The sequence below is a fragment of the Streptomyces sp. CLV115 genome, assembly GCF_038448545.1.
Lineage (GTDB): Bacteria > Actinomycetota > Actinomycetes > Streptomycetales > Streptomycetaceae > Streptomyces > Streptomyces sanglieri.
Window position 1 is genome coordinate 16050 of record NZ_JBCEWQ010000042.1, and the last position, 21093, is coordinate 37142.

Genomic DNA, 21093 nt, shown 5'->3' on the forward strand with positions numbered 1-21093 from the left:
GTACGTCACTTACTTCCAGTCGGGATTGGCGGCGAGGCCGTAGTAGATGCGCGGGGCACCGTCGAGGGTGAGGGTGACCTTGCCGTTGGAGGCCTTCAGGGAGCGCTCCTGGCCTATGCAGTTCAGCTCCCGCACCGTGCCGTCGACCGTCCCCGCGTGGGCCACGACCGGGGTCCTGGTCGTCCAGGTGTCGACCCACGGCTCGGGCGACGGGTACCAGGGGTCCTCGCCGTGATCAGGGTTGAGGACGTATCCGTCCTTGCGGCTCCAGATGACCGAAACCGGTCCGCCGGGAGTGGTGAAGAGGAGCCCCTTGATGTCCTGGTCGGCGAAGGCGAGATGCCGGACGAAGTCGGCCTCGTCCAGGACCCGGGCGGCGGTCGCGTAGGCGAGGAGCGAGGGCTTGGCGCTGGTGTCGCGGTTCATCAGGCCGTAGTGGTACTCGGGGTTGGCCGGGTCGGCCTCCTGCGGGTGGTACAGCACCGAGTCGTGCAGCTGGTACCAGTTGACGGCGCGTACGTTCTCGGACTTGGCGAGCGCGAGCGTGAGCAGGGTGTTCTCGGCGGCGTGCCGGTAGGTGTCGCTCCACCACGCGTTGGGGCGGGTCGGCGCGTACGCCTCCGTCAGCCACAGCTCCTTGTCGCCGCCGTACTCCTGAAGGACCTGGTTCGCCTTGCGCAGCGCGCCGAGGAAGTTCCAGTACGTGCCGGACGATCCTTGTGTCCACTCCTCGGGCGGCGGCGCGAAGTCGGGCGTGAAGTTGCCGCGACCGGGGTGGAAGGCGAAGGCGTCGATGAGGTCCCAGCCGCCCGCGGCACGGAAGTTCTCGGTCCACACGTAGTCCATGCCGCCGAGGCCGGCGTTCATGACCTTCATCCGCGAGCCCGCCGCGTCGAGGCGCGTGGTGACCTGGCGCAGACCGTCCCGGACGTAGACGTCGGCGCCGCGGCCCGACATCCAGGGCTGGTTGACCTCGTTGCTCACCTCGAAGTACGCGGCCTCGGCGTCCAGGGCCTTGGCGACATTCGTGTCGGCCCAGGCCGCGATCTGCTCCGGGCTGCCGCCCACGGGGATGCCGCTCAGCTCCACGTTGTGCCCGATGCCGTTCGCGTCCAGGGTCGCGGTGTCGATGCCGGGGGCGCCCGCGTAGGCGATACGGATCCACTTGATGCCGAGCGTCCTGACCAGCCCGAGCACGGCGTCCTTGCCGGGCTTGAGCAGCCAGGGGTAGTTGGCGAGGCCGAACATCGACTCCTTGCCCGCCTTGTACACGAACTCCGGGAGCACGCTCAGATTCGTGCGGGCCAGCGCCCGGTCGTTGCCGCTGACCACCTCCACCCCGGTGAACACGATGTTCTGCGAGGGCGAGGTCATGGGAAAGGAGGGGTTCCAGGCGGCGCCCGCCGCGAGACTCCTGCAGAGCGTTCCTCCGGCGATCCTCCTGCCGCCGAAGTCCCGCGCCCACCAGGTGAGCGTCACCTTCCTGGCCGTGGCGGAGCCGTTGACGACCTGCGCCTTCAGCGTCATGGTCTGCCCGGCCGCCTTGTAGAGGTTGAACGGCTGGTCGGTCCACACCTCCACGCCGAGCGGGCGCCCGGCGGCGAGCGCTCCCGCCCCGCGCGGCCGCAGGTCGCCGAGGACCAGATCGGCCTCGGTGACCGCGGTGCCCGAGCCGGTCGGGGTGCCGGGGGAGTGGACCCATGTGGCGTTCGTGTTCGCGGGGTTGGTGGCCGGGAGACAGAAGAAGCCCTTCGACCCGGCCCACGTCTCCACGTACGCGCCGCCCGCGTTCACCTCGTACGGAATGCCGCCCCGGGCGTCCTTCTCCCAGACCGTCAGTGCTTCGTACGACTCCGCCGCGCTCGCTCCGTACACCGTGCGGGAGAACATGAAGCCGGCCGGTGTGAGCGTGCCGGAGCCGCCGACCTCCCACTTCATGTGCGCCTTGCGAGGGGTGACGTCGAAGGTGCCGCGCACCGTGACTCCGGACGCGCCGCTCCCCATCGTGTACGTGACCTGGATCGCGGGCCGCCCGTCCGGGAGCGTGATGCGGGCGGGGGTGCCGCCGAAGGTGCGCTGCTGGCCGAGCGCGGTGTCCTTGATCATGAAGTGGCTGAGCAGGATGCGGTCGGTGCCCGCGCCGTCCTGTACGAGGACGCTCCCGTCGCCGCGGCCGACCAGGGTGATGCCGTCGGCCTCGATGGTGACCGGGTCCGCGGCGTACGCGGGAACGGTCGGCAACAGCGCGGCGCCGGTGGCGACGGCCGTGCCCTGGATGAATCTGCGCCGGGCGACTGACATGGAGGTGCCCTTCTCTTGGTCGGGGTGTTCCGGATGCTCCGGAGGATTTCGAAGCGGAAGGTGCGGTGGGGGAGGCCGGGGCACGGCCACCGGCTCGGACGGACGTCAGCCCTTGACCCCGGTGAAGCCGAGCCCGGCGACGATGTACTTCTGGCAGACGACGAAGACGAGTACCGGCGGGGCGACCGCGAGCACCATCGTGGCGATCAGCTGGTCCTGCGGAGCCTGCGTGGCGAGCTGGGCCAGCGCGACGCTGATCGGCTGCCTCTCGGGGTCGGTGATGGCCACCAGCGGCCAGATGAAGTCCTTCCAGGAATGCATCACCGCGAGCAGACTGATCACGGCGAGCACCGGCTTGCTCATGGGCAGCACGATCTTGGTGAGCAGCTGCCGGGTACTTGCCCCGTCGACCCGCGCCGCGTCGAACAGCTCCTTCGGCAGGGCGTCGAAGAACTGCTTGGCGAGCAGCACCGTGAAGGCGTTCGTGCCGGCGGGCAGCCAGATCGCCCAGTAGGTGTCGCCCAGGTTGAGGTGGAGGAACGGCACATCGATCACGGTCATGAAGAGGCTGACCATGTTCACCGTGTACGGCACGAACATCGTGGCGAGGATCGCCCCGTAGACGACCTTGCCGAACTTCGGCCTGAGCACCGAAAGGGCGAAGCCCGCCGTGGCCGAGACGAAGAGCTGCACGAACCACGATCCGCCGACCACCAGGAAGGTGTTCATCAGATAGCGGCCGACACTCAGATCGGTGTACGCCGTCGAGAAGTTGCCCAGGGCCGGCCGGTCCGGCCAGAGGGCCAGGGGCTGAGTCGTGAGCTCGGTGGGCGGGGAGACCGCGCCCTTGACCATCCAGTACAGCGGTCCGATGCCGATGAGCAGCAGCAGGATCAGGGTGAACACCTGGACGGATCGCACCGCGGCGCGCACGCCGGGGCGTTGGCGGTCGTTGGTGGAGACGAAGGTGGTGAGCGTGGTCATGACGTGCTCCAGCTGCGGGTGGCCCGCAGATAGACCGCGGAGAGCAGGGCGAGGGCGAGCACCATCAGGAAGGAGAGCGCGGCGGCCTGGCCGTACTCGCCGTCCTGGAAGGCGTACCGGAAGATCAGCAGCAGGACCGTGAGGGTGGAGTTCTCGGGCCCGCCGCCGGTGAAGACATACGGCTCGGTGAAGACCTGCACCGTGTTGATCAGCTGGACCAGCAGCAACAGCCCGATGACGGACCGGAGCTGAGGCAGCATCACGTGCCAGATGCGCCGCCAGATGCCGGCACCGTCCATCTCGGCGGCCTCGTAGAGTTCGCCGGGGATGCCGACCATCGCCGCGAGGTAGATCAGGACGGCGCCGCCCATGCCCGCCCAGGTGGCTTCCAGGACCAGCGAGAGCATGGCGCTGTCGGAGGACTCCAGCCACGAGTACGGGCCGAGCCCGACCTTGCCGAGGGCGTTGTTGAAGAGCCCGCTCCCGGGATCGTAGAACCACTTCCAGAGCAGGATCGCCACGACCGGCGGGATGACCACCGGCAGATAGACCAGGAAGCGGTAGACGCCCGCTCCCCGCCGCACCGTCGACATGACCGCGGCCAGGACCAGCGGCGCCGGGAAGCCGATCAGCAGGCCGAGGGCAACGAAGAAGAGGGTGTTGCCGACGGCGGTCCCGAGCAGCGGATCGTCGAACAGGGCACGGAAGTTGTCCAGGCCGATCCAGACCGCGGGCTCGACGAGATTGGTCTTCTGGAAGCTGAGCAGCAGGCTGCGCGCGATCGGCCACCAGGCGAAGAGCCCGAAGATCAGCAGCGCGGGGACGAGGAACAGCCATGCGGTGAACTGCTTGCGGGCGCCGGTGCCACGCTGCCTGGGCAGGGTTCGCGGCACGGGCTCCTTGGACACGGCGGCCGGGCGCCGGGACGGAGTGAGCAGAGCCATGGGCCGGCTACTTCTGGTCCGCGGCGAGCTTGGCATTGACGTCCTTCTCGGCCGAGGCCAGCAGGGCGTCGATGTCGGCGTCGCGCTTGGTGAGCACTGCCTGGACCACCGGGTCGAGCACGGTGTACAGCTTCTGCGCCTGGTACGGCGGTTCCGGCTTCAGCTTCAGCGTGGAGAGGCCGTCGATGTACGGCTTGAAGTTCTGGAGTTTCACATTGACGTACGGCTTGATCGCGGCGTCGATCTCGGTCTGCCGCTTCCTGTCGAAGACCGGCAGCGTCGGCACGCCCACCGCGGACTTCGGGTCGGCGGAGAGCGCCTTGGCCTGCTCGGCGGCGATGTCGGTGCTGTACTGCGGCTTGGCGTAGGCGAAGGTCAGCCACTCCACGGCCGCTGCCACATGCTTCTTGTCGGCGGACTTCGGGACCATGTAGATGTCGCCGCCGGTGAGTGTCGCGTCGCCGCCGGACTGCGGCATCGGGGCCACTCCGAAGGCGTCGGTGTTCTCCATGCCGAACTGCATCTTCGCCAGCCGGTACGTTCCCGGGCTGCCCATGAACATGCCGATCTGCCCGGCCGCGAACTGCTTGATCACGTCGTTCTGATTGTTGAGGAGGGTCTTGCCGAGCGAATCGTCCTTCCAGCGCATGTCCTTGAGCAGGCGCAACGCCTGCTTCGTCGGCTCCCCGGTGAGCGTGGCGGTGTACTTGCCACCCTGCTCCTTCTCCAGTTCGCCACCGAAGGCGTACGACAGCATTGTCAGCTGCCAGCCACCCTGGTTGTCCTTGGACTCGTGGACGAAGCCCGCCTTGCCGGTCCGGTCGCCGATGCTCTTGGCGGCGGCACGGACCTGTGCCCAGGTGGTCGGCGGCCTGTCGGGATCCAGTCCGGCCTTCTCGAAGAGCTCGCGGTTGTAGACCAGTCCCTGGGCGTACGGATTCTGCGGGACGCCGTACACGTCGCCGGCGCTGTCGGTCAGCGGCTGGAGCACCTGGGGGTTGAACTCCTTGAAGTGCTTCCACTCCTTGAGCTGCCCGGTGATCGGCTGCACCTGCTTCTGCTGGATCAGCCGCTGCGGCTCGGTCAGCGGCACCTTGATGACGTCCTCGACATTGCCGCCGGACAGCTTCGCGGAGAAGGTCAGCGGGTCGAAGACCGTGGTCGAACCCTTGACCTTGATGCCCGGGTTGGCCTTCTCGAAGTCGGCCACCTGCTTCTTGAACAGGGCGACCCCCGGCTTGTCGGTGGCCGGCGGCATGCCCTGCACCCGCAGTACGAGATCGCCGTCCCCGCCGGCGCTGCTCGGGGTGAGGGAGGAACAGCCCGCGAGGGTCGCGGTCAGCGCCATGCAGCCAAGTATGGCCGCACAGCGGGAGTTTCTGGGCATAACGGCTCCAAGAAGGGCAGGAGTGGGCTCGGTGCGGTGCAGCGCGGTGTTGTGCGGTGCTTCGCTCGTTGTGGTGGTGTGCGCCGGAGGTGTGTCAGTGGGCGGGCGCGGGCCCCGTCGAGGCGCGGGGGATCAGGCGGGAGCCGATCTCCACGAAGGGGGAGGTGGCATCGGATCCCCGTCCGGTGCGGCCTGTTGTGTTCGCGATCGTCTCGATCAGGAGGTCCCCCGCACGCGTGGCGATCTCTTCGGGGTCGATCCGGATCGTGGTGAGGCTGGGGGTGGAGACGGAGGCGAGCAGTGTGTCGTCGATGCCGATGACGCTGACGTCGCGCGGCACGCTCACGCCGAGATTGGCCATCTGGTGCAGCACGCCCAGGGCGACCAGGTCGTTGTGGGCGATCACAGCCGTCGCCTCGTGGGCGGCGACGAGGGTGGCGGCGTGCACGCCCGTCTCGAACCGGGGCTCGTACGGCCCGAGTTCGGACAGGGTGAGATCGAGCGCCTCGAAGGACTCCTGGATGGACTTGCCGCGGCTCAGCTCGGCACGGGACGCGTTGATGAAGACACAGCGCCGGTGGCCGTACGCCTTGAGCTGTTCGGCGGCCTGCGCGATGCCGGCGGCCAGTGAGATCCGGACCTCGGGGATGCCCGGTACATGACGGTTCACCACCACCAGCGGCATCCGGCCCGCGAGTTCGTGGAGCCGGTCCTCGGTGAGGGTGGAAGCCCACAGGATCAGGCCGTCGACCCGCTTCGACACGGCCGCGATGGCCGCCAGTTCGTCGGCCTCGCGCTCGTCGCTGTCGGCGACCAGAACCGTGTAGCCCAGATGCCGGGCACGGGCCTGCATCGCCTTGATGATCGGCGGGAAGAACGGGTTGGCGATGTCCGGGACGATCAGGCCGAGCGTGCCGGTGCCGCCGCCGCGCAGTGAACGGGCCGCCGGGTTGGGGGAGTAGCCGAGCTCGGCCGCGGCGTCGAGGATGCGCTGCCGGGTCGTCGGCTGCACCTGGTCGGGTGCGGTGAACGCACGGGACACCGTCGACACCGAGACGCCCGCGGCGCTCGCCACCTCCCGGATCGTTACTGCCACGGATGGGCCTCCTCGTCGTCCTGAGCCGGGGCATCCCGGCCCTCTCGCATCTGGTTCCTGCGAATGCGGTTGATGTTTGCGAACGTTCCCGTGATGTGTCAAGACGTGTGTCAGGAGTATTTCGTCGAGGAAAACCTTCTGGATGCACGGGTCTTGCCCTGCGGGCGAACTGCTGCCAATGATGTGTTCCCAAGAACTGAGCTGAAATTGCGGGAACGTTTTCATAGAGGAGTGGCATGAAGATCACCGGCCTGGAAGTGCTGACTCTCCCGGACCACGGCGACAGCATGATGCTGGTCGTGGTCGACACCGACGAGGGCATCCACGGCCTGGGTGAGGTCGGCATTAGGTCGCGTCAACGAGCGGTCGCGGGCGGTCTCGACCACCTCGCGGAGCTGATCGTCGGCGAGGACCCGCGACGCATCGAGCACCTCTGGCAGGTGATGTTCCGGCGCGGGTTCTTCCCCGCCGACCGCATACTCGGGGCCGCCATCGCGGCGGTGGACGTGGCACTCTGGGACATCCGCGGCAAGGCGCTCGGGGTACCGGTGCACGAACTCCTCGGCGGCCGGGTGCGTGATCACGTACCCGCCTATGTGCATGTCGGCGACGGCTACCACGACCGCGCGCGGTTCCTGGACCGCTGCCGCGGCCTGGTCGCCGAGGGCTGGCGCCATCTGCGGTTCGCCTCGCCGCACGACGCCGACGGCACGCTCGACGCCCGCCGCTGCCTGCGCGACTCGGTCGGCCTCTTCCACGAGGTCCGGGACGCGGTCGGCGACGAGGTGGAGCTGATCCTCGACGTCCACACCCGCCTGGATCCGCCGGAGGCGCTGACCCTGTGCCGGGAGATCGAGGCGGCCCGCCCGTACTTCGTCGAGGACCCACTGCGCTGTGAGAACCCGGACAGCTACCGCATGCTGCGGGCCCGCACCGGTGTGCCGCTGGCCGCAGGCGAGCAGTACGGATCCAAATGGGAGTTCAGGACGCTCATCGAGGACGATCTCATCGATTACGCGCGCGTGGACGTCGGGGTCGCCGCGGGCCTGACCGAGGCGAAGAAGATCGCGGCGATGGCGGAGACCCACCACATCAAGCTCGCCACCCACAACCCGCTCGGCCCGGTCACCGCCGCCTCCTCGTTGCAGCTCAACCTGGCCTGCCCCAATATGGCGATCCAGGAGCATCAGACCGACCCCGACCCGGCCATCGCCGCCCTCTTCACCGCGAGGCCGACGATCCTGCCAGGACGGGTGGAGCTGAGTGAACTGCCGGGCATCGGCGTCGACATCGACCGGGAGGCGGCGCGCCGGTACCAGGCCGCTGCGGACGAGCGCCCGCACCTGCGCACGGCGGACGGGGCGTTCACCAACTGGTAGCCGGGCGGATCCGGCCGCGCGGAACCGGGCCCGCGCCCGTACCCGAGCACGACATCGGAGCAAGGCCTCCGAGCAGAACCTTTCAGCACGACCTCCGAGCACGACCTCCGAGCACGACCTCAGACTCAAGAAGCGAGGGAAACTCCGTGGTGTCATTCGCACGAGCCGCGAGACCGGTCGAACTGGTCCTTGCCGGCACAGCGTTCATGGGTGTGCTGATAGGCGCGTCGGCGACGCCGGCCGGCAGCCAGGAACGCGAGAAGCTACAGGTGAGCGCCGTGTCGTCGCGGCCCGGCACGGTGTCGGGGGACGACGCCCTGATACGCGTCGAGGTGCCCGCCTCCGTGGCGGCCGACGGAGTCCGGGTCGAGGTGGCGGGCCGGGACGTGACGTCGAGCTTCCGGCCCTTTGGCGACCATGCGCTGATGGGCGTGGTGAAGGAGCTGTCCAAGGGCGACAACATGCTCACGGCCCGGGCTCCGGGCGCCGACGCCGGACAGCTGACCCTGAAGAACCACCCCATCACGGGGCCGGTGTTCGCCGGGCCGCACGAGCAGCCGTTCGTCTGCGACACCGCCGCGTTCAAGACGGTGACCGGCAGCACGCTCGGAGAGCCGCTCGACGAGGACTGCTCGGTCGGGACCCGCGTCGACTACATGTACCGCACCACGGCCGGCAAGTTCGTTCCGCTGCCCGACGAGAGCGCCCGGCCCGCCGACCTGGCCACGGCCACGACGAGCACGGGCCAGAAGGTGCCGTACATCGTCCGCGTCGAGACCGGCACCATCAACCGAGCCATCTACGAGACGGCCGTGCTGCACGATCCGCAGTCCGCCGCCCCCGACCCGCTGCAACGCGAGCCGGGCTGGAACGGGCGTCTCGTGTACGGCTTCGGCGGGGGCTGCAACGGCGGCTGGTACGTCCAGGGCCGAAACACCGTCGGCATCATGAACGACACGTACCTGAGCAAGGGCTACGGCGTCGCCTCGTCCACACTGAACGTCTTCGGCAACAACTGCAACGACGTGCTGGCGGCCGAGACCATGAGCATGGTCAAGGAACGCTTCGTGGAGACGTACGGCGAACCGGCCTTCACCATCGGAAACGGCTGCTCCGGCGGCTCGTACCAGACCCATCAGATCGCCGACAACTACCCGGGTCTGCTGGACGGCATCCTCTCCGGCTGCAGCTTCCCCGATGTCGGCTTCGGGACGATACAGACGCTCAGCGACGCCCAGCTCCTGAACCACTACTTCAAGGAAGTCGCACCGGACACGTTCACCGAGGAGCAGCAGCGGGCGGTCTCCGGGTTCGGCAAGTGGGAGAGCATCGGCAGCCTGGCCCGGGCCGCCGGCCGCATCGACCCCACGGTGTACTGCCCGTCCCAGCTGCCCGTGGGCCTGCGCTACAACCCCGGCACCAACCCGGACGGTGCCCGCTGTGATGTCTACAGCCACACAGTGAACGTCTACGGCGAGGTACCGGAGACCGGGAAGGCACGCAGGCCGCTCGACAACACCGGTATCCAGTACGGACTTGAGGCCCTGAACAAGGGGGCCATCGGCATGGACCAGTTCATCGACCTGAACCGGCGCATCGGCGGTCTCGACGACGACGCCAAGCCCGTCGCGGCGCGCACCGTCGCCGATCTCAAGGCGGTACGGCTCGCCTACCGCACGGGACGCATGCTGAACGGCGGCGGTGGCCTCGCCGGCGTCCCGATCATCGACTACCGCGACTACACCGACGACGCGGCCGCCGGCGACATGCACATGCGCTTCCACTCCTTCTCCACCCGGGCGCGCCTGGACAAGGCCAACGGCACCCACGCCAACCAGATCATGCTCACCCGCTCCAGCGGGCACGGATTCACTCTTGCCGGGATGCTGTCCGACATGGACCAGTGGCTCACCGGCATCAAGGCGGACTCCGGCGACGTAGCCCCCATCGAGAAGATCGTCCGCAACAAGCCGCAAGGCCTCACGGACGCCTGCTGGACCCGTGGCATCGGTGCGAAGAAGATCGAGGAGCCCCAGGTCGAGGGCATCGACAACACCGAGTGCAACACCCTCTACCCGGTGTGGACCTCGCCGCGGATGGTCGCCGGGGCCGATGTGGCCAACGACATCGTCAAGTGCCGCAAGCGTCCTGTGGACCGCTCGGACTACCGAGTGCCGGTGACCGAGGACGAGTTGAAGGATCTGCGGGCGGTGTTCCGGGACGGTGTCTGCGACTGGTCCAGGCCCGGGGCGGGCCAGCAGGGCCTTGCCGGCACATGGCTCTCCTTCGACCAGGAGTGACGGTGACGCGGAGCTGAGTCGGCACGGGGCAGGCACGAATGAGGCGCCCCCGGAGCGTGGACACACGAAGTCACGCTCCGGGGGAGGGGCACCTCACCACGTCGGCGCAGGCGCCGGCGTCCGCGCCGGCAGGAACACGGCCGGTCACAACGTCGGGGCTCCGATCCGGGCTGACGCGGAGGAGGTGTATGCGGCCGATGGCATGGGATCTCTCACGCGATGACCGTCATCGTCCAGGAGGGTGACATGCTTCAGGCGTGCAACCCCTGGGGCTCGACCACACGGGTCAGCGAGGGCGACTCCATCAACGGTCACATGGGCAAGGCTTCCAACAGTGAACTCCCCAACGCGTACAGCGTCCTTCTTCCGCGGTGTCCGGGGCGGTGCCGCGCCGGCGGCGGCCGCGCTGGTCGCTCTCGCCACGGGCTGCGGCCCGGGCACCGGTGAACCGGCCGGCGGCTCCACGAGCGACACGAGCCGCCCGGTGAACGAAACCGCCATCACCGCCGAGCCGGGTGAGCGCTTCACGCTCACCGTCGACCAGAACGCCTCCACCCGCGAGTACTGGTACCTGGTCGATCCCGCGCCCGACAGCTCGGTGCTGGTCAGCCGCGGCCGGCACCAGGCGTCGGAATCCGGCGACGAGCCGGCGCCCGGTGCCGGCAGCCGGCTCACCTTCACCTTCGAGGCCAAGGGCACAGGGACCACCCGGTTCACGCTGCTGCACTGCACCTTCAGCACCTGTCGGGGCAACAACTCCACGCTGCCTCCCGGGACGACCGGGCCCTCCGCGACCCCGACCACGGGGGCGGCCACCCCCTCCCAGGCCCCCGAGCGCATCACATACACCGTCACCGTCGGCTGAACCACGGCGGACCGGCCGGAAACGAGACACCACAGGCCCCGCCACGAACGACGACGCCCCGTACCCCCGTGCCCCCCGGACCGCACGGACGACCAGCCAGCCCGGCCAGGCATGACCTGTGCAGGGCGGAGGCGTGATCAGGGGGAACGTCGGCGCGTTTGCGCACTCTTCCCCGGGTTCTACGGCTTCGTGGGCGCGCCGGCCAGGACTTCCACCCTGCCCGTGTCGAGCGAGTAGTAGGCGCCGACCACGGCGAGGGCGCCCTTGGCCACGAGCGGGGCCAGGTCCTGATTGGAGCGCAGGCCGGCCGCCGTCAACCCGACCTGCGCGCGGGCCATGGTCTCGACCGGATCGGAGCCGCCCTCCCGGACTGCCTGCTCGTAGGCCGGCCGCAGAGCCCTGGCGATCGCGTCCAGATTGCCGGAGAGCGGCTTGCCGTCACGGATGGATTCGTACGCTGCCGCGACGGCGCCGCAACGCTGATGCCCGAGGACCACGATGAGGGGAGTGCCGCTCGTCATGGGCCCGTACTCCACCGACCCCGTGACCACCGGACCGACCGCCTCCCCTCCTGTGCGCATCACGTAGAGGTCCCCCAGTCCGGTGTCGAAGAGGAGTTCGGGGGGCACCCGGGAGTCGATGCAGGAGAGGATCGCCCCGAATGGCTCCTGCTTCCGGGCCACGAACTCGCGTCGGTTCGGATCCCGGTCGGGATGCCTGAGGTCTCCGCTCACCCAGCGTTCATTGCCGTCCATCAGTCGCGCGAATGCCTCGGTGGGCGTGCTCGGCGGCGCGTTCGGCGACGTACTGGCCGCCGGCGGTGCGGCGCTCGTCGAGGAGCAACCCGTGAGTGCGACCGAGGCGGCCACGAGTCCGCCCGCGAGAAGCGTTCTTCGACCCGGGCGTTCTGATCCGCCCATCGGCGCTGTTCCCTTCAGTCCGCTGAGATGGATCCGCACATCTCGACCAGGGGGATTGTTCAACGATGTGTGGGAGCACGACGACAGGCGCGAGCGGGGGCGGGCCGCTGCGCCACGGACGGCCCGCAGAACCGACTCGGGTGGCTGAGCGCCTGACACGGGTGCCGGGCCTGCGGAACGTGAGCCCACGCGGCGCCACCGGCACCGCGCAGGTGAAGCCCGGTGCGCAGCGCCCTCCCCAACGGTGCGTCAGGACCTTAGGAGCACTTCTAGTCGGGCAGGTGTTGGATGGCGAGGGCCGCGGTGTCGTCGTGGAGGTGGTTGTCGCTGTAGACGAGGAGATCGTGGTGGAGGCGGTCGAGGAGTTCCCGGGGCTGGAGAGGGCCCCAGGAGAGAACACGCCGACGGAGGGGGTAGAAGGCCCCGGTGCGGTCGCGCGCTTCGGTGACGCCGTCGGTGTAGAGCAGCAGTTGGTCGCCGGGACCGAAGGGGTACTCGTCGATGTGGTAGGTGTCCGGCAGGTGCATGCCCAGGTTGAGGGGCGGTGCGGGGTCGGTCGTCGCCAGTTCGGTGACCGCGTCGGAGCGGATGAGGAGGGGCGGGGGGTGGCCGCAGTTGACGATGCGGACCACATGACGGCGGGGGATCTCCGCGAAGACAGCGGTGACGAAGCGCTCGCTCACTTCGTTTCCGGCCAGGCGGGCGGCTCTGCGATTCATGCTCGTCTCCGCCCGGCGGGCGACGGCGGCGAGGTCGGGTTCCTCGTGGGCGGCCTCGCGGAAGGCGCCGAGGAGAGTGGCGGCCGTCTCGACGGCGGGCAGCCCCTTGCCGCGTACGTCGCCGATGATGACGCGGAGTCCGTACGTGGTGGGGACCGCCTCGTACAGGTCACCGCCGATGCGTGCTTCCGCGGCGGCGGACAGGTAGAGGGTTTCGACCAGAAGCGGGCCGATGCGGTGCGGGACCGGGCTCAGCAGGACACGCTGCGCGATCTCGGCCACGAAGCGCACGGTGGCGAGGGTGCGTTCCCGGCGCACGCGGTGGGCAGCCAGGACAGTTCCGAGCACGCCGACCACGGCGGTGCTCAGGTAGGTGGCCACGTAGTGGCGCTCCCACACATAGCTGACCGGGCGGCCCGCGCAGCACGGCGTGCCGGCCAGCGCTCCTTCGAAGGCGATGGCGAACACGGTGACTGCGGCGACAGCAGCCGGGCCGTGGGCGAAGGCCGCGATCACAGGGAGGGCGATGAGCAGGAAGCTCACCGGCCACTGCACGGGCGTAAGGGGTTCGAGTACCAGGATGCCCGCGACATAGACGGCGGGCAGCCAACGCATCCACAGGGGCGCGGGCGGCACCCGCGGACCCCCACCGTCGGGCGGCGCCGCCGAGCCACGCTCCGCCCCGGGACGGCCCGGCCACCTCACCGCTCACTCCGCCGCAGAGCGAGCGACGCCGGCGCGGACGCTGCCGAGCCGGTGGACGAAGCCGCCGTGTGGACCTGCATCCGGACGTTGCTCCTGGTGGCTCCGCTCAAGCAACCTGTACACGCGCGGCTCCCGGCACATGATGTGGGCAAGACGTCCATCCTGCCGCCCCGTAGGGCTTCGGGCCGGTCATTGCTCCAGCCCATGGCATGTCAGGACCTTCGCGCGGGGCCCGACACCGTCCGGGCCCCCTTCGTCGACTTCGCCGAGGCGGGCCGACGGCGTCCGTGGCATCGGGCGGCATGCCGGGGGCCCGCCGGTGGGGCGGGCCCTTTGAGGAACAGTGCCCGGATCGCTACGTCCGCGACGGCACTTCGCCGGGGGCCCACTCACGGCTCAGATGCCCGATCTCCACGGACACCGCTTCCCGCATCAGCTCGCGGGCGTGGGCGAGGGGCAGGGCGCCGCTCAGCCAGCGGGTGCTGAGTCCCTCCAGGAGGGCCGTCAGGCGCTCGGCGGATGCGGTGAGGGCCGGCGCGGGAACCGTGGGGCACGCCTGGCCCAGCAGCGCCGCGACATCATGTGTCCAGGTCAGGCCGGCTCTCGCCAGGTCCTTGCGCAGCTCCGGTTCGAAGACGGCGCTGGCTCGCAGCTCGCCCCAGGCCGTGCTGTTCTCGCGGACCTCGGAATGATCCTGGAACTCCAGCAGCAGAGAACGTTCCAGCTCCTGGTGGGGCGTGGCGGTGTCGGTCGCCCCCTCCACGCCGGCGGTGTAGCGCTCGGCCCGGTCGCTGATGAACTCCAGCGTGTGGCGCAGGATGCCCGCCCGGTCCTTGAAGTGGTAGTAGATCAGTGCGGTGGACACCCCGGCTTCGGCGGCCAGTTGCTCCACCCGCAGTCCCCGCACGCCCCTCCGGGATATGACTCGGGCAGCGCCTTCCAGGATTGCGGTGCGGCGGTCCGTGGTCACGTCGTCCCTCCTCGTACTCCTCGACACGAGTGTCTCACGTCGACTGAATTTTCAGTTCAATCAGAGACGGGACGGCGGACACGCCCTCCCGTCCCTCACACGGGAGTGAAGAGCGTCGGTCCGGGGGCCGGTGCTCTGCCCTGCGGGGGCCATTGGCGTCGGGCCCTGGGCGCAGTGACTCCGGCGGTGCGTGCTGTCAGGCGGCAGGTCTGCCGGGCTGGTCGTGCGTGGAGCAGTGGATGCCGCCGCCGCCCGAGGCGATCGTGTCGATCCGGACCGGGACGATGTCGCGCTTCGGGAAGTGCTCCTGGAGGATGCTCTTCGTCCGGCCGTCGGCCTGCCGGTCGCCGAACTTCGGCATGAAGACGGCATCGTTGGCGATGTAGAAGTTGGCGTAGGTGGACACGAAGTCGTCGCCCTCGCCCGTGATCCTGTCGAGGTCGGGCTGGGGCAGGTCGATGATCTCGAAGCGCCGTCCACGTGCGTCGGTCGCCTTGCTGAGCACCGAACGAGCCTGGTCGGCGGAGCGGGACCAGGAGTCCGGGGGAGTGCCGGGGCCCGCCTGGTCCAGGAGGACCACACCCGGTGCGGTGAACCTTACGAGGCTGTCCACATGGGCGTCGGTGATGTCCTCACCGCGGACACCGGCCAGCCAGACCACCTTCTCCACACCGAGGGTGTCGATCAGCTCCTCCTCGATCCGGCCCCGGCTCTTCCCCCGGTTGCGGTTGTCGTTGACGATCGAGCTCTCGGTGATGAGGAGGGTTCCCTCGCCGTCGGTCTCGAAGGAACCGCCCTCGGCGACCAGAGGGGCCTGGACGCGGGGGATGCCGTACTCGGCGAGCAGCTTGCGGCCCACCTGGGCGTCGTTGGTGTGCTGCTGCTTGTTGCCCCAGCCGTTGAAGTTGAAGTCGACGCCGACGACCTCGCCGTCCTCCTCCACGAAGACGGGGACGATGTCACGGGCCCACAGGTCGTCGACCTCCATGGGGATGACTTCCACCTGGGATCCGCACGCCCGCTGCGCGGCCTTCAGCTGCGAAGGCCTGGCCATCATGACGACCTCCTCGTACTCCCCCACGGCACGCGCGATCCGTGCGATGTCCTCGCGTACGTAAGGCAGGTCTTCCGCCCAGACCGCCTCCAGGGCCGGCCACGACATGAACGTACGGGTGTGGCTCTCCCATTCGGCGCCCAGCCGGAGTCCTCCGTCCGGCCCGACGTCCGGTCCCGAGGTCTTGGCGGCGCCGGCCTGACCGGAGCCGGACGGGCCGCAGGCGGATGCTCCGAGGACGATCGCGCTGATTCCGGCGAAGGAACGGAGAACCGAGCGGCGGGAGGGGGAGGAGGTCACGGTGGACTCCGATCGTGGACCGGCAGAACCGAGGTGTCCTGCCGTGGTGGGGGCACGGAGAGGTGGGAGAAGCAGGGGCGCGACGCGAGTCCTGCTGGAAGGGTGCATCGTCCGCACCGCGAGCGCCGGTGGCCGCGGTATCGGCCAGGCCTCCCACCACTGTGGCACTGACTGGAATTTCAGTCAAACGACTCGGCCTCCCGGTGCACCGCCCGCTCACACGGCCCTGTCCTCCGGCGACCCCCGCGAGATCGGTGGCTGTCGCCTCCATGCCCGAGCTCGCCGACGAACGGTCCTTCTGTCTGCGGAGTGCGGATCAGAAGGAGATCGTGATCGCGCGCCTCGTCGAAGCGGCCTCGGACGGCGGTTCCGTCACGGTCGTCGTGGACCACTGTCGCCGCGCCGGATGACCTGGGGCCGGGGTCCGGATGCCACCCCACAGCCGTGCGGAGCACGACGGAAGCCACCCGGTAGGGTTCAGGGATGGCATCTCGCAGTACTCAGATCCTCGAAGCGGCCGCACGGGTCATTGCCCGGCGCGGCATCCGTGGGCTGCGCGTGGACGAGCTCGCTACAGAGGCCGGGGTGTCCACGGCGCTCATCTACTACTACTTCAAGGACCGCTCCGGAATCCTGCGCGCCACGCTGGAGTACATCAGCGACCGCGCCGAGCGCTACACCACCGAACGCGATCCGGACGCCCCGCCGCTGAGCCCGCGCGAAGAGCTTGAGGAGACACTGCTCCTGGAGCTCCAGGACACCGTCGAGGTGCGGGAGAACAGTGCGGCCTGGGGCGAGCTGCGGGCGAGTGCCGTCTTCGACGAACTGCTCCGCGAGGACCTTGCCCGGGCGACGCTGGTGTGGGCGCAGGAGATCGCGGCGTTGCTCGGCCAGGTGCAGCCCATGGCGCCGGCGGCGGCGTTGGCCTCGGCCGGGGAGCGGCTCACCGCACTCCTCGAAGGGCTCAGCATGCGCTGGCTCAGCGGTGGGATCCGCATCGATCACGCACGCGCCCTGCTGCGGGGCGCCATCGACACGGAGTTGGCCGCGCTCCGCTGAGCCCGGGCGGCACCTGACTGCGGCGCCGCGGTGCGCCGCGGGCCCAGCCCGCCGAAAGCCCCTCACCCGGGCCTGTCCTCGCTCGGCCATGCCCGTGTACTGACGTCTCCCGGTCGACGGCAGGAATTCACCCGAAGTATTGACTGGTTTTTCAGTCAGTGTCACAGTGAGGCGTCGCCGAGAACGGATTGCTCCCGCAGGCGTTCGGCCGACTTCCCATACCTGCCGAGGTTCTTCTCGGCCCATGGTGCCCCCGCCCGTTTCCGGGGCGCCCGGCGACCGTGTCGTACAGGTATCTCGCCCACCTTCCGGAGAAGGAATGAACACCATGGTTTCGACCGGCGTATGCGTCGGGGGAACTGGTCGGGGGCTGTCATGCCGCTGACTCCCACCGAGCGGGACCGCCTGCTGCTGTTCACCGCCGCCGAACTCGCCCGGACCCGCCACGCCCGCGGGCTCCGGCTCAACGTCCCCGAGGCGACCGCGCTCGTCGCGGACACGGTCTGCGAGGCGGCCCGCGACGGCCTGCGTCTGGCCGAGGCGATCCAGCGGGCCCGCTCCGTCCTCGGTCCCGACGACGTGCTGCCCGGCGTCGTCGACGTGGTCACCGAGATCCAGGTCGAGGCCGTCTTCGACGACGGCACCCGGCTCGCGGCGATTGCCGATCCGTTCGGGGAGCGGGAGCACAACGACGGTGCCCCGGGCGCCGTGCTGCCCACCTCGGACGCCATCGACGGACCGGAGCCCGCCAGGACGCTGTCCGTCCGCAACACCGCGGCGGTGCCCGTCAGCGTCACCTCTCACTTCCACTTCTTCGAGTCGAACCCGCGCCTGGATTTCGACCGGGCCGCCGCCTACGGAATGCGGCCGGCCATCCCGGCCGGCGCGTCCTTCCGCTTCGACGCGGGCGGCGAGGCCGAGATCGGCCTGGTCCCGATCGGCGGCGCCCGGGTCGCCATCGGTTTCGCGGGCCTGGTCGACGGCCCCCTCGACGCGCCCGGCGCGAAGGAAGAGGCCCTGCGCAGGGCAGCGGCCTGCGGCTACCTCGGAGTGGACCGCGCATGTGGCCCGTACGGCGATGCCGCCGCGGCCCGGGAAGGGGCGACCCCGTGAGCAGGCAGACCAGGCACAGCGACCACTGCGCCCCCGGGCACAGCCGCCACATCGATCCGTACGAGTACGCCTCCGTGCACGGCCCGCGCGCCGGTGACCGGGTGCGGCTCGGCGACTCCGGCCTCGTGGTCCGGGTGGAGGCCGACGCGCAGAAGCCGGGTGACGAGTTTCTCGCCGGCTTCGGCAAGACGGCCCGCGACGGGATGCACCTGAAGGCCGCGGCCGTCCGCGAGACCTGCGACGTGGTGATCACCAATGTGCTGGTGATCGACGCCGTCCTGGGTATCCGCAAGGTGTCCATCGGGATCCGCGAGGGCCGGATCGCCGCGATCGGGCGGGCCGGCAATCCCGACACCCTCGACGGCGTCGACGTCGTCGTCGGTACGGGGACGACAATGATCCCGGGGGAGGGGCTTGTCGCCACCGCCGGGGCGGTGGACACCCATGTGCACCTGCTGTCGCCCCGGATCATGGAGGCCTCGCTCGCCAGCGGTGTCACCACCGTCATCGGCCAGGAGACAGGCCCGAGTTGGGGCGTCGGCGTCAACTCGCCGTGGGCGCTGAAGCACGCCTTCAACGCCTTCGACGCCTGGCCGGTCAACATCGGCTTCCTCGCCCGCGGTTCGTCGTCCGACCCGGCGCCACTGGTGGAGGCGCTCGCCGAGGGCGGGGCGTCAGGTTTCAAGGTGCACGAGGACATGGGCGCGCACACCCGGGCCCTGGACACGGCGCTGCGGGTGGCCGAGGAGCACGACGTACAGGTCGCGCTGCACTCGGACGGCCTGAACGAGTGTCTGTCGGTCGAGGACACCCTGAAGGTTCTTGAGGGCCGGACGATCCACGCCTTCCACATCGAGGGCTGCGGCGGCGGACATGTACCGAACGTGCTGAAGATGGCCGGTGTGCCGAACGTCATCGGTTCCTCCACCAATCCGACGCTGCCGTTCGGGCGGGACGCGGTGGCCGAGCACTACGGGATGATCGTCTCCGTCCACGCGCTCAAGACGGACCTGCCCGGCGACGCCGCCATGGCGCGCGACCGGATCCGGGCCGGGACGATGGGCGCGGAGGACGTCCTGCACGACCTCGGCGCGATCGGGATCACCTCCTCCGACGCGCAGGGCATGGGGCGGGCGGGGGAGACCGTCCGGCGCACGTTCGCCATGGCGGGCAAGATGAAGGCCGAGGCCGGCCCGCTCGAAGGCGACGGCCGGGAAGACGACAACGCGCGCGTGCTCCGCTACATCGCCAAGCTGACCATCAACCCGGCGATCGCCCACGGCCTCGCGCACGAGATCGGTTCCATCGAGGTCGGGAAGATGGCCGACATCGTGCTGTGGCGCCCCCCGTTCTTCGGGGCCAAGCCGCAGATGGTCATCAAGAACGGCTTTCCCGCCTACGGAGTGACGGGCGACCCCAACGCGGCCACCGACACCTGTGAACCCCTTGTCCTCGGCCCCCTGTTCGGTGCCCACGGCGCGACCCCGGCCGAGCTCTCCGTGGCCTTCGTCAGCCGTGCCGCCGCCGAGTCCGGATCCTCCGGCCGCCCGTACGACGGCATGACCACCCGCCGGCGCCGGGTCGCCGTGCGCGGCACCCGAGGCATCGGCCCCGCGGACATGATCGGCAACACGCGGCTGGGAGACGTCCAGGTCGACGGCCGCACCGGTCTGGTCACGCTCGACGGGACGCCCCTGCGCTCCGAGCCGGCCCAAGAGGTCTCGCTCAGCCGCCTCTACTTCCTCTGATCCGGCGCCGCTGCGTTCCCGAAAGCTGAACGACTCCCGACTTCTCTCTTGACTGAGTTTTCAGTCAAGTAGAAGATTCCATCCACCACGTACCCGTCCCTGGCCCGGTCCGGCCTTGTGCCGGCTCGCCGCCGACCGACCGGTACCTCTGGCGAAAGAAGAGAGATCTCAGATGACCGCCTTCCGTATGCCCGCCGAGTGGTCCGAGCACGAGGGCTGCCTGATGGCCTGGCCCACCCGCCCCGACCTCTGGGGCAGCGTGCTGAACGACGTCAAGAAGGAGTACGCGAACGTCGCCCGGGCGATCGCGGAGTTCGAACCGGTGACGATGGTGGCCCCGCCCGGCCACGGTGAGGACGCCCGGACCTGCTGCGGCCCGGAGATCACCGTCGTGGAGCTTGCGCTGGACGACTCCTGGTTCCGTGACTCCGCGCCGCTGTTCGTCCTGGACGGCGACGGGCGCCGGGCCGGTGTCGACTTCCGCTTCAACGCCTGGGGCCGCAAGCACCACCCGTACGACTCCGACGACCGGATCAGCGCGCTGCTCCTCGACCACCTCGGGGTGGAACGCATCGCCTCCGAGATGATCCTTGAGGGCGGGGCGATCACGGTCGACGGCGAGGGCACGCTGATCACGACCGAACAGTGCCTCCTGCATCCCAACCGGAACCCCGGCATGAACCGGGACGAGATCGAGGCCGAGCTGAAATCCCGGCTGGGCGTCCGCAAGGTTGTCTGGCTTCCCTACGGCGGACTCCTCGACACCGAGACCGACGGTCACGTCGACGGAGTCTGCGCCTTCGCCGCCCCGGGCAAGGTCGTCGTCTCGCTGCCCGACGACCCCGCGCACCCCGACTACGCCCGCATGCGCGCCAACCGCGCGGTACTGGAGGCCACGACCGATGCCGACGGCCGCCCGTTCGAGATCATCGATGTCCCGCAGACCGCGTTCGCCGATGTGGCCGGCGGCGAGGTCGAGGTGTCGTATCTGAACTACTACGTCGCCAATGCAGGCGTGGTCGTCCCGGTGGCGGGCGTGCCCCGGGACGAGGACGCCCTCGCGGTGATCGCCGAGGCCTACCCCGGCCGCAAGGTCGTCGGTGTGCGGGCACCCGTGATCGCGTTCGGCGGCGGGGGAGTGCACTGCATCACGCAGCAGATCCCCGCCGTCCGCCCCGGCGCGTGACCCGGACCGGGCCCGCCCGCTCCTGCCGGACCCCTCCCGGGTCCGGCTGCCTCCCCCATCGCG

17 protein-coding genes are annotated in these 21093 nt (G+C 69.6%); 8 read left to right on the forward strand and 9 right to left on the reverse strand.

Features of this window, described 5'->3' with window-relative positions; all coding sequences use genetic code 11:
* Positions 1–9: 9 nt before the first annotated feature.
* From AADR41_RS16940 to AADR41_RS16960, 5 genes are all read right to left on the reverse strand, one after another.
* Positions 10–2301 (reverse strand): hypothetical protein, encoded by a 2292-nt coding sequence (locus tag AADR41_RS16940; RefSeq protein WP_342282235.1) that lies wholly within the window; start codon positions 2299–2301, stop codon positions 10–12.
* Positions 2302–2406: 105 nt separating this feature from the next.
* Complete coding sequence (locus tag AADR41_RS16945) at positions 2407–3285, reverse strand: carbohydrate ABC transporter permease (RefSeq protein ID WP_342282236.1); 879 nt, start codon at positions 3283–3285, stop codon at positions 2407–2409.
* Positions 3282–4229, reverse strand: a complete 948-nt coding sequence (locus tag AADR41_RS16950; protein ID WP_342282237.1) for a carbohydrate ABC transporter permease — start codon at positions 4227–4229, stop codon at positions 3282–3284. Before AADR41_RS16950 ends, AADR41_RS16945 begins: the two co-directional genes overlap by 4 nt.
* A gap of 7 nt (positions 4230–4236) precedes the next feature.
* Complete coding sequence (locus AADR41_RS16955; RefSeq protein WP_342282238.1) at positions 4237–5577, reverse strand: ABC transporter substrate-binding protein; 1341 nt, start codon at positions 5575–5577, stop codon at positions 4237–4239.
* Between the two features lie 133 nt (positions 5578–5710).
* Complete coding sequence (locus AADR41_RS16960; RefSeq protein WP_342282239.1) at positions 5711–6712, reverse strand: LacI family DNA-binding transcriptional regulator; 1002 nt, start codon at positions 6710–6712, stop codon at positions 5711–5713.
* A 236-nt stretch (positions 6713–6948) separates the two neighbouring features.
* Here AADR41_RS16960 and AADR41_RS16965 point away from each other — a divergent pair, with 236 nt between their 5' ends.
* From AADR41_RS16965 to AADR41_RS16975, 3 genes are all read left to right on the forward strand, one after another.
* Positions 6949–8091: a mandelate racemase/muconate lactonizing enzyme family protein gene (locus AADR41_RS16965; RefSeq protein ID WP_342282240.1), complete on the forward strand. Its 1143-nt coding sequence runs from the start codon at positions 6949–6951 to the stop codon at positions 8089–8091.
* A gap of 149 nt (positions 8092–8240) precedes the next feature.
* Entirely contained in the window at positions 8241–10391 is a 2151-nt protein-coding gene (locus tag AADR41_RS16970; protein ID WP_342282241.1) for a DUF6351 family protein, read from the forward strand.
* Positions 10392–10725: 334 nt separating this feature from the next.
* Positions 10726–11256: a protease inhibitor I42 family protein gene (locus AADR41_RS16975; RefSeq protein ID WP_342282242.1), complete on the forward strand. Its 531-nt coding sequence runs from the start codon at positions 10726–10728 to the stop codon at positions 11254–11256.
* A 179-nt stretch (positions 11257–11435) separates the two neighbouring features.
* On the opposite strand, the gene AADR41_RS16980 is transcribed toward AADR41_RS16975, so the two are convergent.
* The 4 genes from AADR41_RS16980 to AADR41_RS16995 form a co-directional block, all read right to left on the reverse strand.
* Positions 11436–11990 carry a carbonic anhydrase gene (locus AADR41_RS16980; protein ID WP_342282243.1) on the reverse strand — a complete coding sequence of 185 codons (555 nt, stop codon included), beginning with the start codon at positions 11988–11990 and terminating at the stop codon, positions 11436–11438.
* A 455-nt stretch (positions 11991–12445) separates the two neighbouring features.
* Positions 12446–13531 (reverse strand): PP2C family protein-serine/threonine phosphatase, encoded by a 1086-nt coding sequence (locus AADR41_RS16985; protein ID WP_342282244.1) that lies wholly within the window; start codon positions 13529–13531, stop codon positions 12446–12448.
* A gap of 424 nt (positions 13532–13955) precedes the next feature.
* A complete protein-coding gene (locus tag AADR41_RS16990) occupies positions 13956–14570 on the reverse strand; it encodes a TetR/AcrR family transcriptional regulator (protein ID WP_342282245.1) in 615 nt (204 codons plus the stop codon).
* A gap of 196 nt (positions 14571–14766) precedes the next feature.
* Entirely contained in the window at positions 14767–15924 is a 1158-nt protein-coding gene (locus AADR41_RS16995; protein ID WP_342282246.1) for an agmatine deiminase family protein, read from the reverse strand.
* Positions 15925–16193: 269 nt separating this feature from the next.
* Here AADR41_RS16995 and AADR41_RS17000 point away from each other — a divergent pair, with 269 nt between their 5' ends.
* From AADR41_RS17000 to AADR41_RS17020, 5 genes are all read left to right on the forward strand, one after another.
* Positions 16194–16334 (forward strand): hypothetical protein, encoded by a 141-nt coding sequence (locus AADR41_RS17000; protein WP_342282247.1) that lies wholly within the window; start codon positions 16194–16196, stop codon positions 16332–16334.
* Positions 16335–16407: 73 nt separating this feature from the next.
* Complete coding sequence (locus AADR41_RS17005) at positions 16408–16983, forward strand: TetR/AcrR family transcriptional regulator (protein WP_342282248.1); 576 nt, start codon at positions 16408–16410, stop codon at positions 16981–16983.
* Positions 16984–17358: 375 nt separating this feature from the next.
* Positions 17359–18096 carry an urease subunit gamma gene (ureA, locus tag AADR41_RS17010; protein WP_342282249.1) on the forward strand — a complete coding sequence of 246 codons (738 nt, stop codon included), beginning with the start codon at positions 17359–17361 and terminating at the stop codon, positions 18094–18096.
* A gap of 50 nt (positions 18097–18146) precedes the next feature.
* A complete protein-coding gene (locus AADR41_RS17015) occupies positions 18147–19844 on the forward strand; it encodes an urease subunit alpha (protein ID WP_342282268.1) in 1698 nt (565 codons plus the stop codon).
* A gap of 172 nt (positions 19845–20016) precedes the next feature.
* Entirely contained in the window at positions 20017–21030 is a 1014-nt protein-coding gene (locus AADR41_RS17020) for an agmatine deiminase family protein (protein ID WP_342282250.1), read from the forward strand.
* Positions 21031–21093: the final 63 nt, after the last annotated feature.

Excerpts from the sequence above, each read along its gene's own strand:
- AADR41_RS16940 (WP_342282235.1), bottom strand. The coding sequence starts at position 2,301 with ATGTCAGTCGCCCGGCGCAGATTCATCCAGGGCACGGCCGTCGCCACC.
- AADR41_RS16945 (WP_342282236.1), bottom strand. The coding sequence starts at position 3,285 with ATGACCACGCTCACCACCTTCGTCTCCACCAACGACCGCCAACGCCCC.
- AADR41_RS16950 (WP_342282237.1), bottom strand. The coding sequence starts at position 4,229 with ATGGCTCTGCTCACTCCGTCCCGGCGCCCGGCCGCCGTGTCCAAGGAG.
- AADR41_RS16955 (WP_342282238.1), bottom strand. The coding sequence starts at position 5,577 with ATGGCGCTGACCGCGACCCTCGCGGGCTGTTCCTCCCTCACCCCGAGC.
- AADR41_RS16965 (WP_342282240.1), top strand. The coding sequence starts at position 6,949 with ATGAAGATCACCGGCCTGGAAGTGCTGACTCTCCCGGACCACGGCGAC.
- AADR41_RS17000 (WP_342282247.1), top strand. The coding sequence starts at position 16,194 with ATGCCCGAGCTCGCCGACGAACGGTCCTTCTGTCTGCGGAGTGCGGAT.
- AADR41_RS17005 (WP_342282248.1), top strand. The coding sequence starts at position 16,408 with ATGGCATCTCGCAGTACTCAGATCCTCGAAGCGGCCGCACGGGTCATT.
- ureA (WP_342282249.1), top strand. The coding sequence starts at position 17,359 with ATGCCGCTGACTCCCACCGAGCGGGACCGCCTGCTGCTGTTCACCGCC.
- AADR41_RS17020 (WP_342282250.1), top strand. The coding sequence starts at position 20,017 with ATGACCGCCTTCCGTATGCCCGCCGAGTGGTCCGAGCACGAGGGCTGC.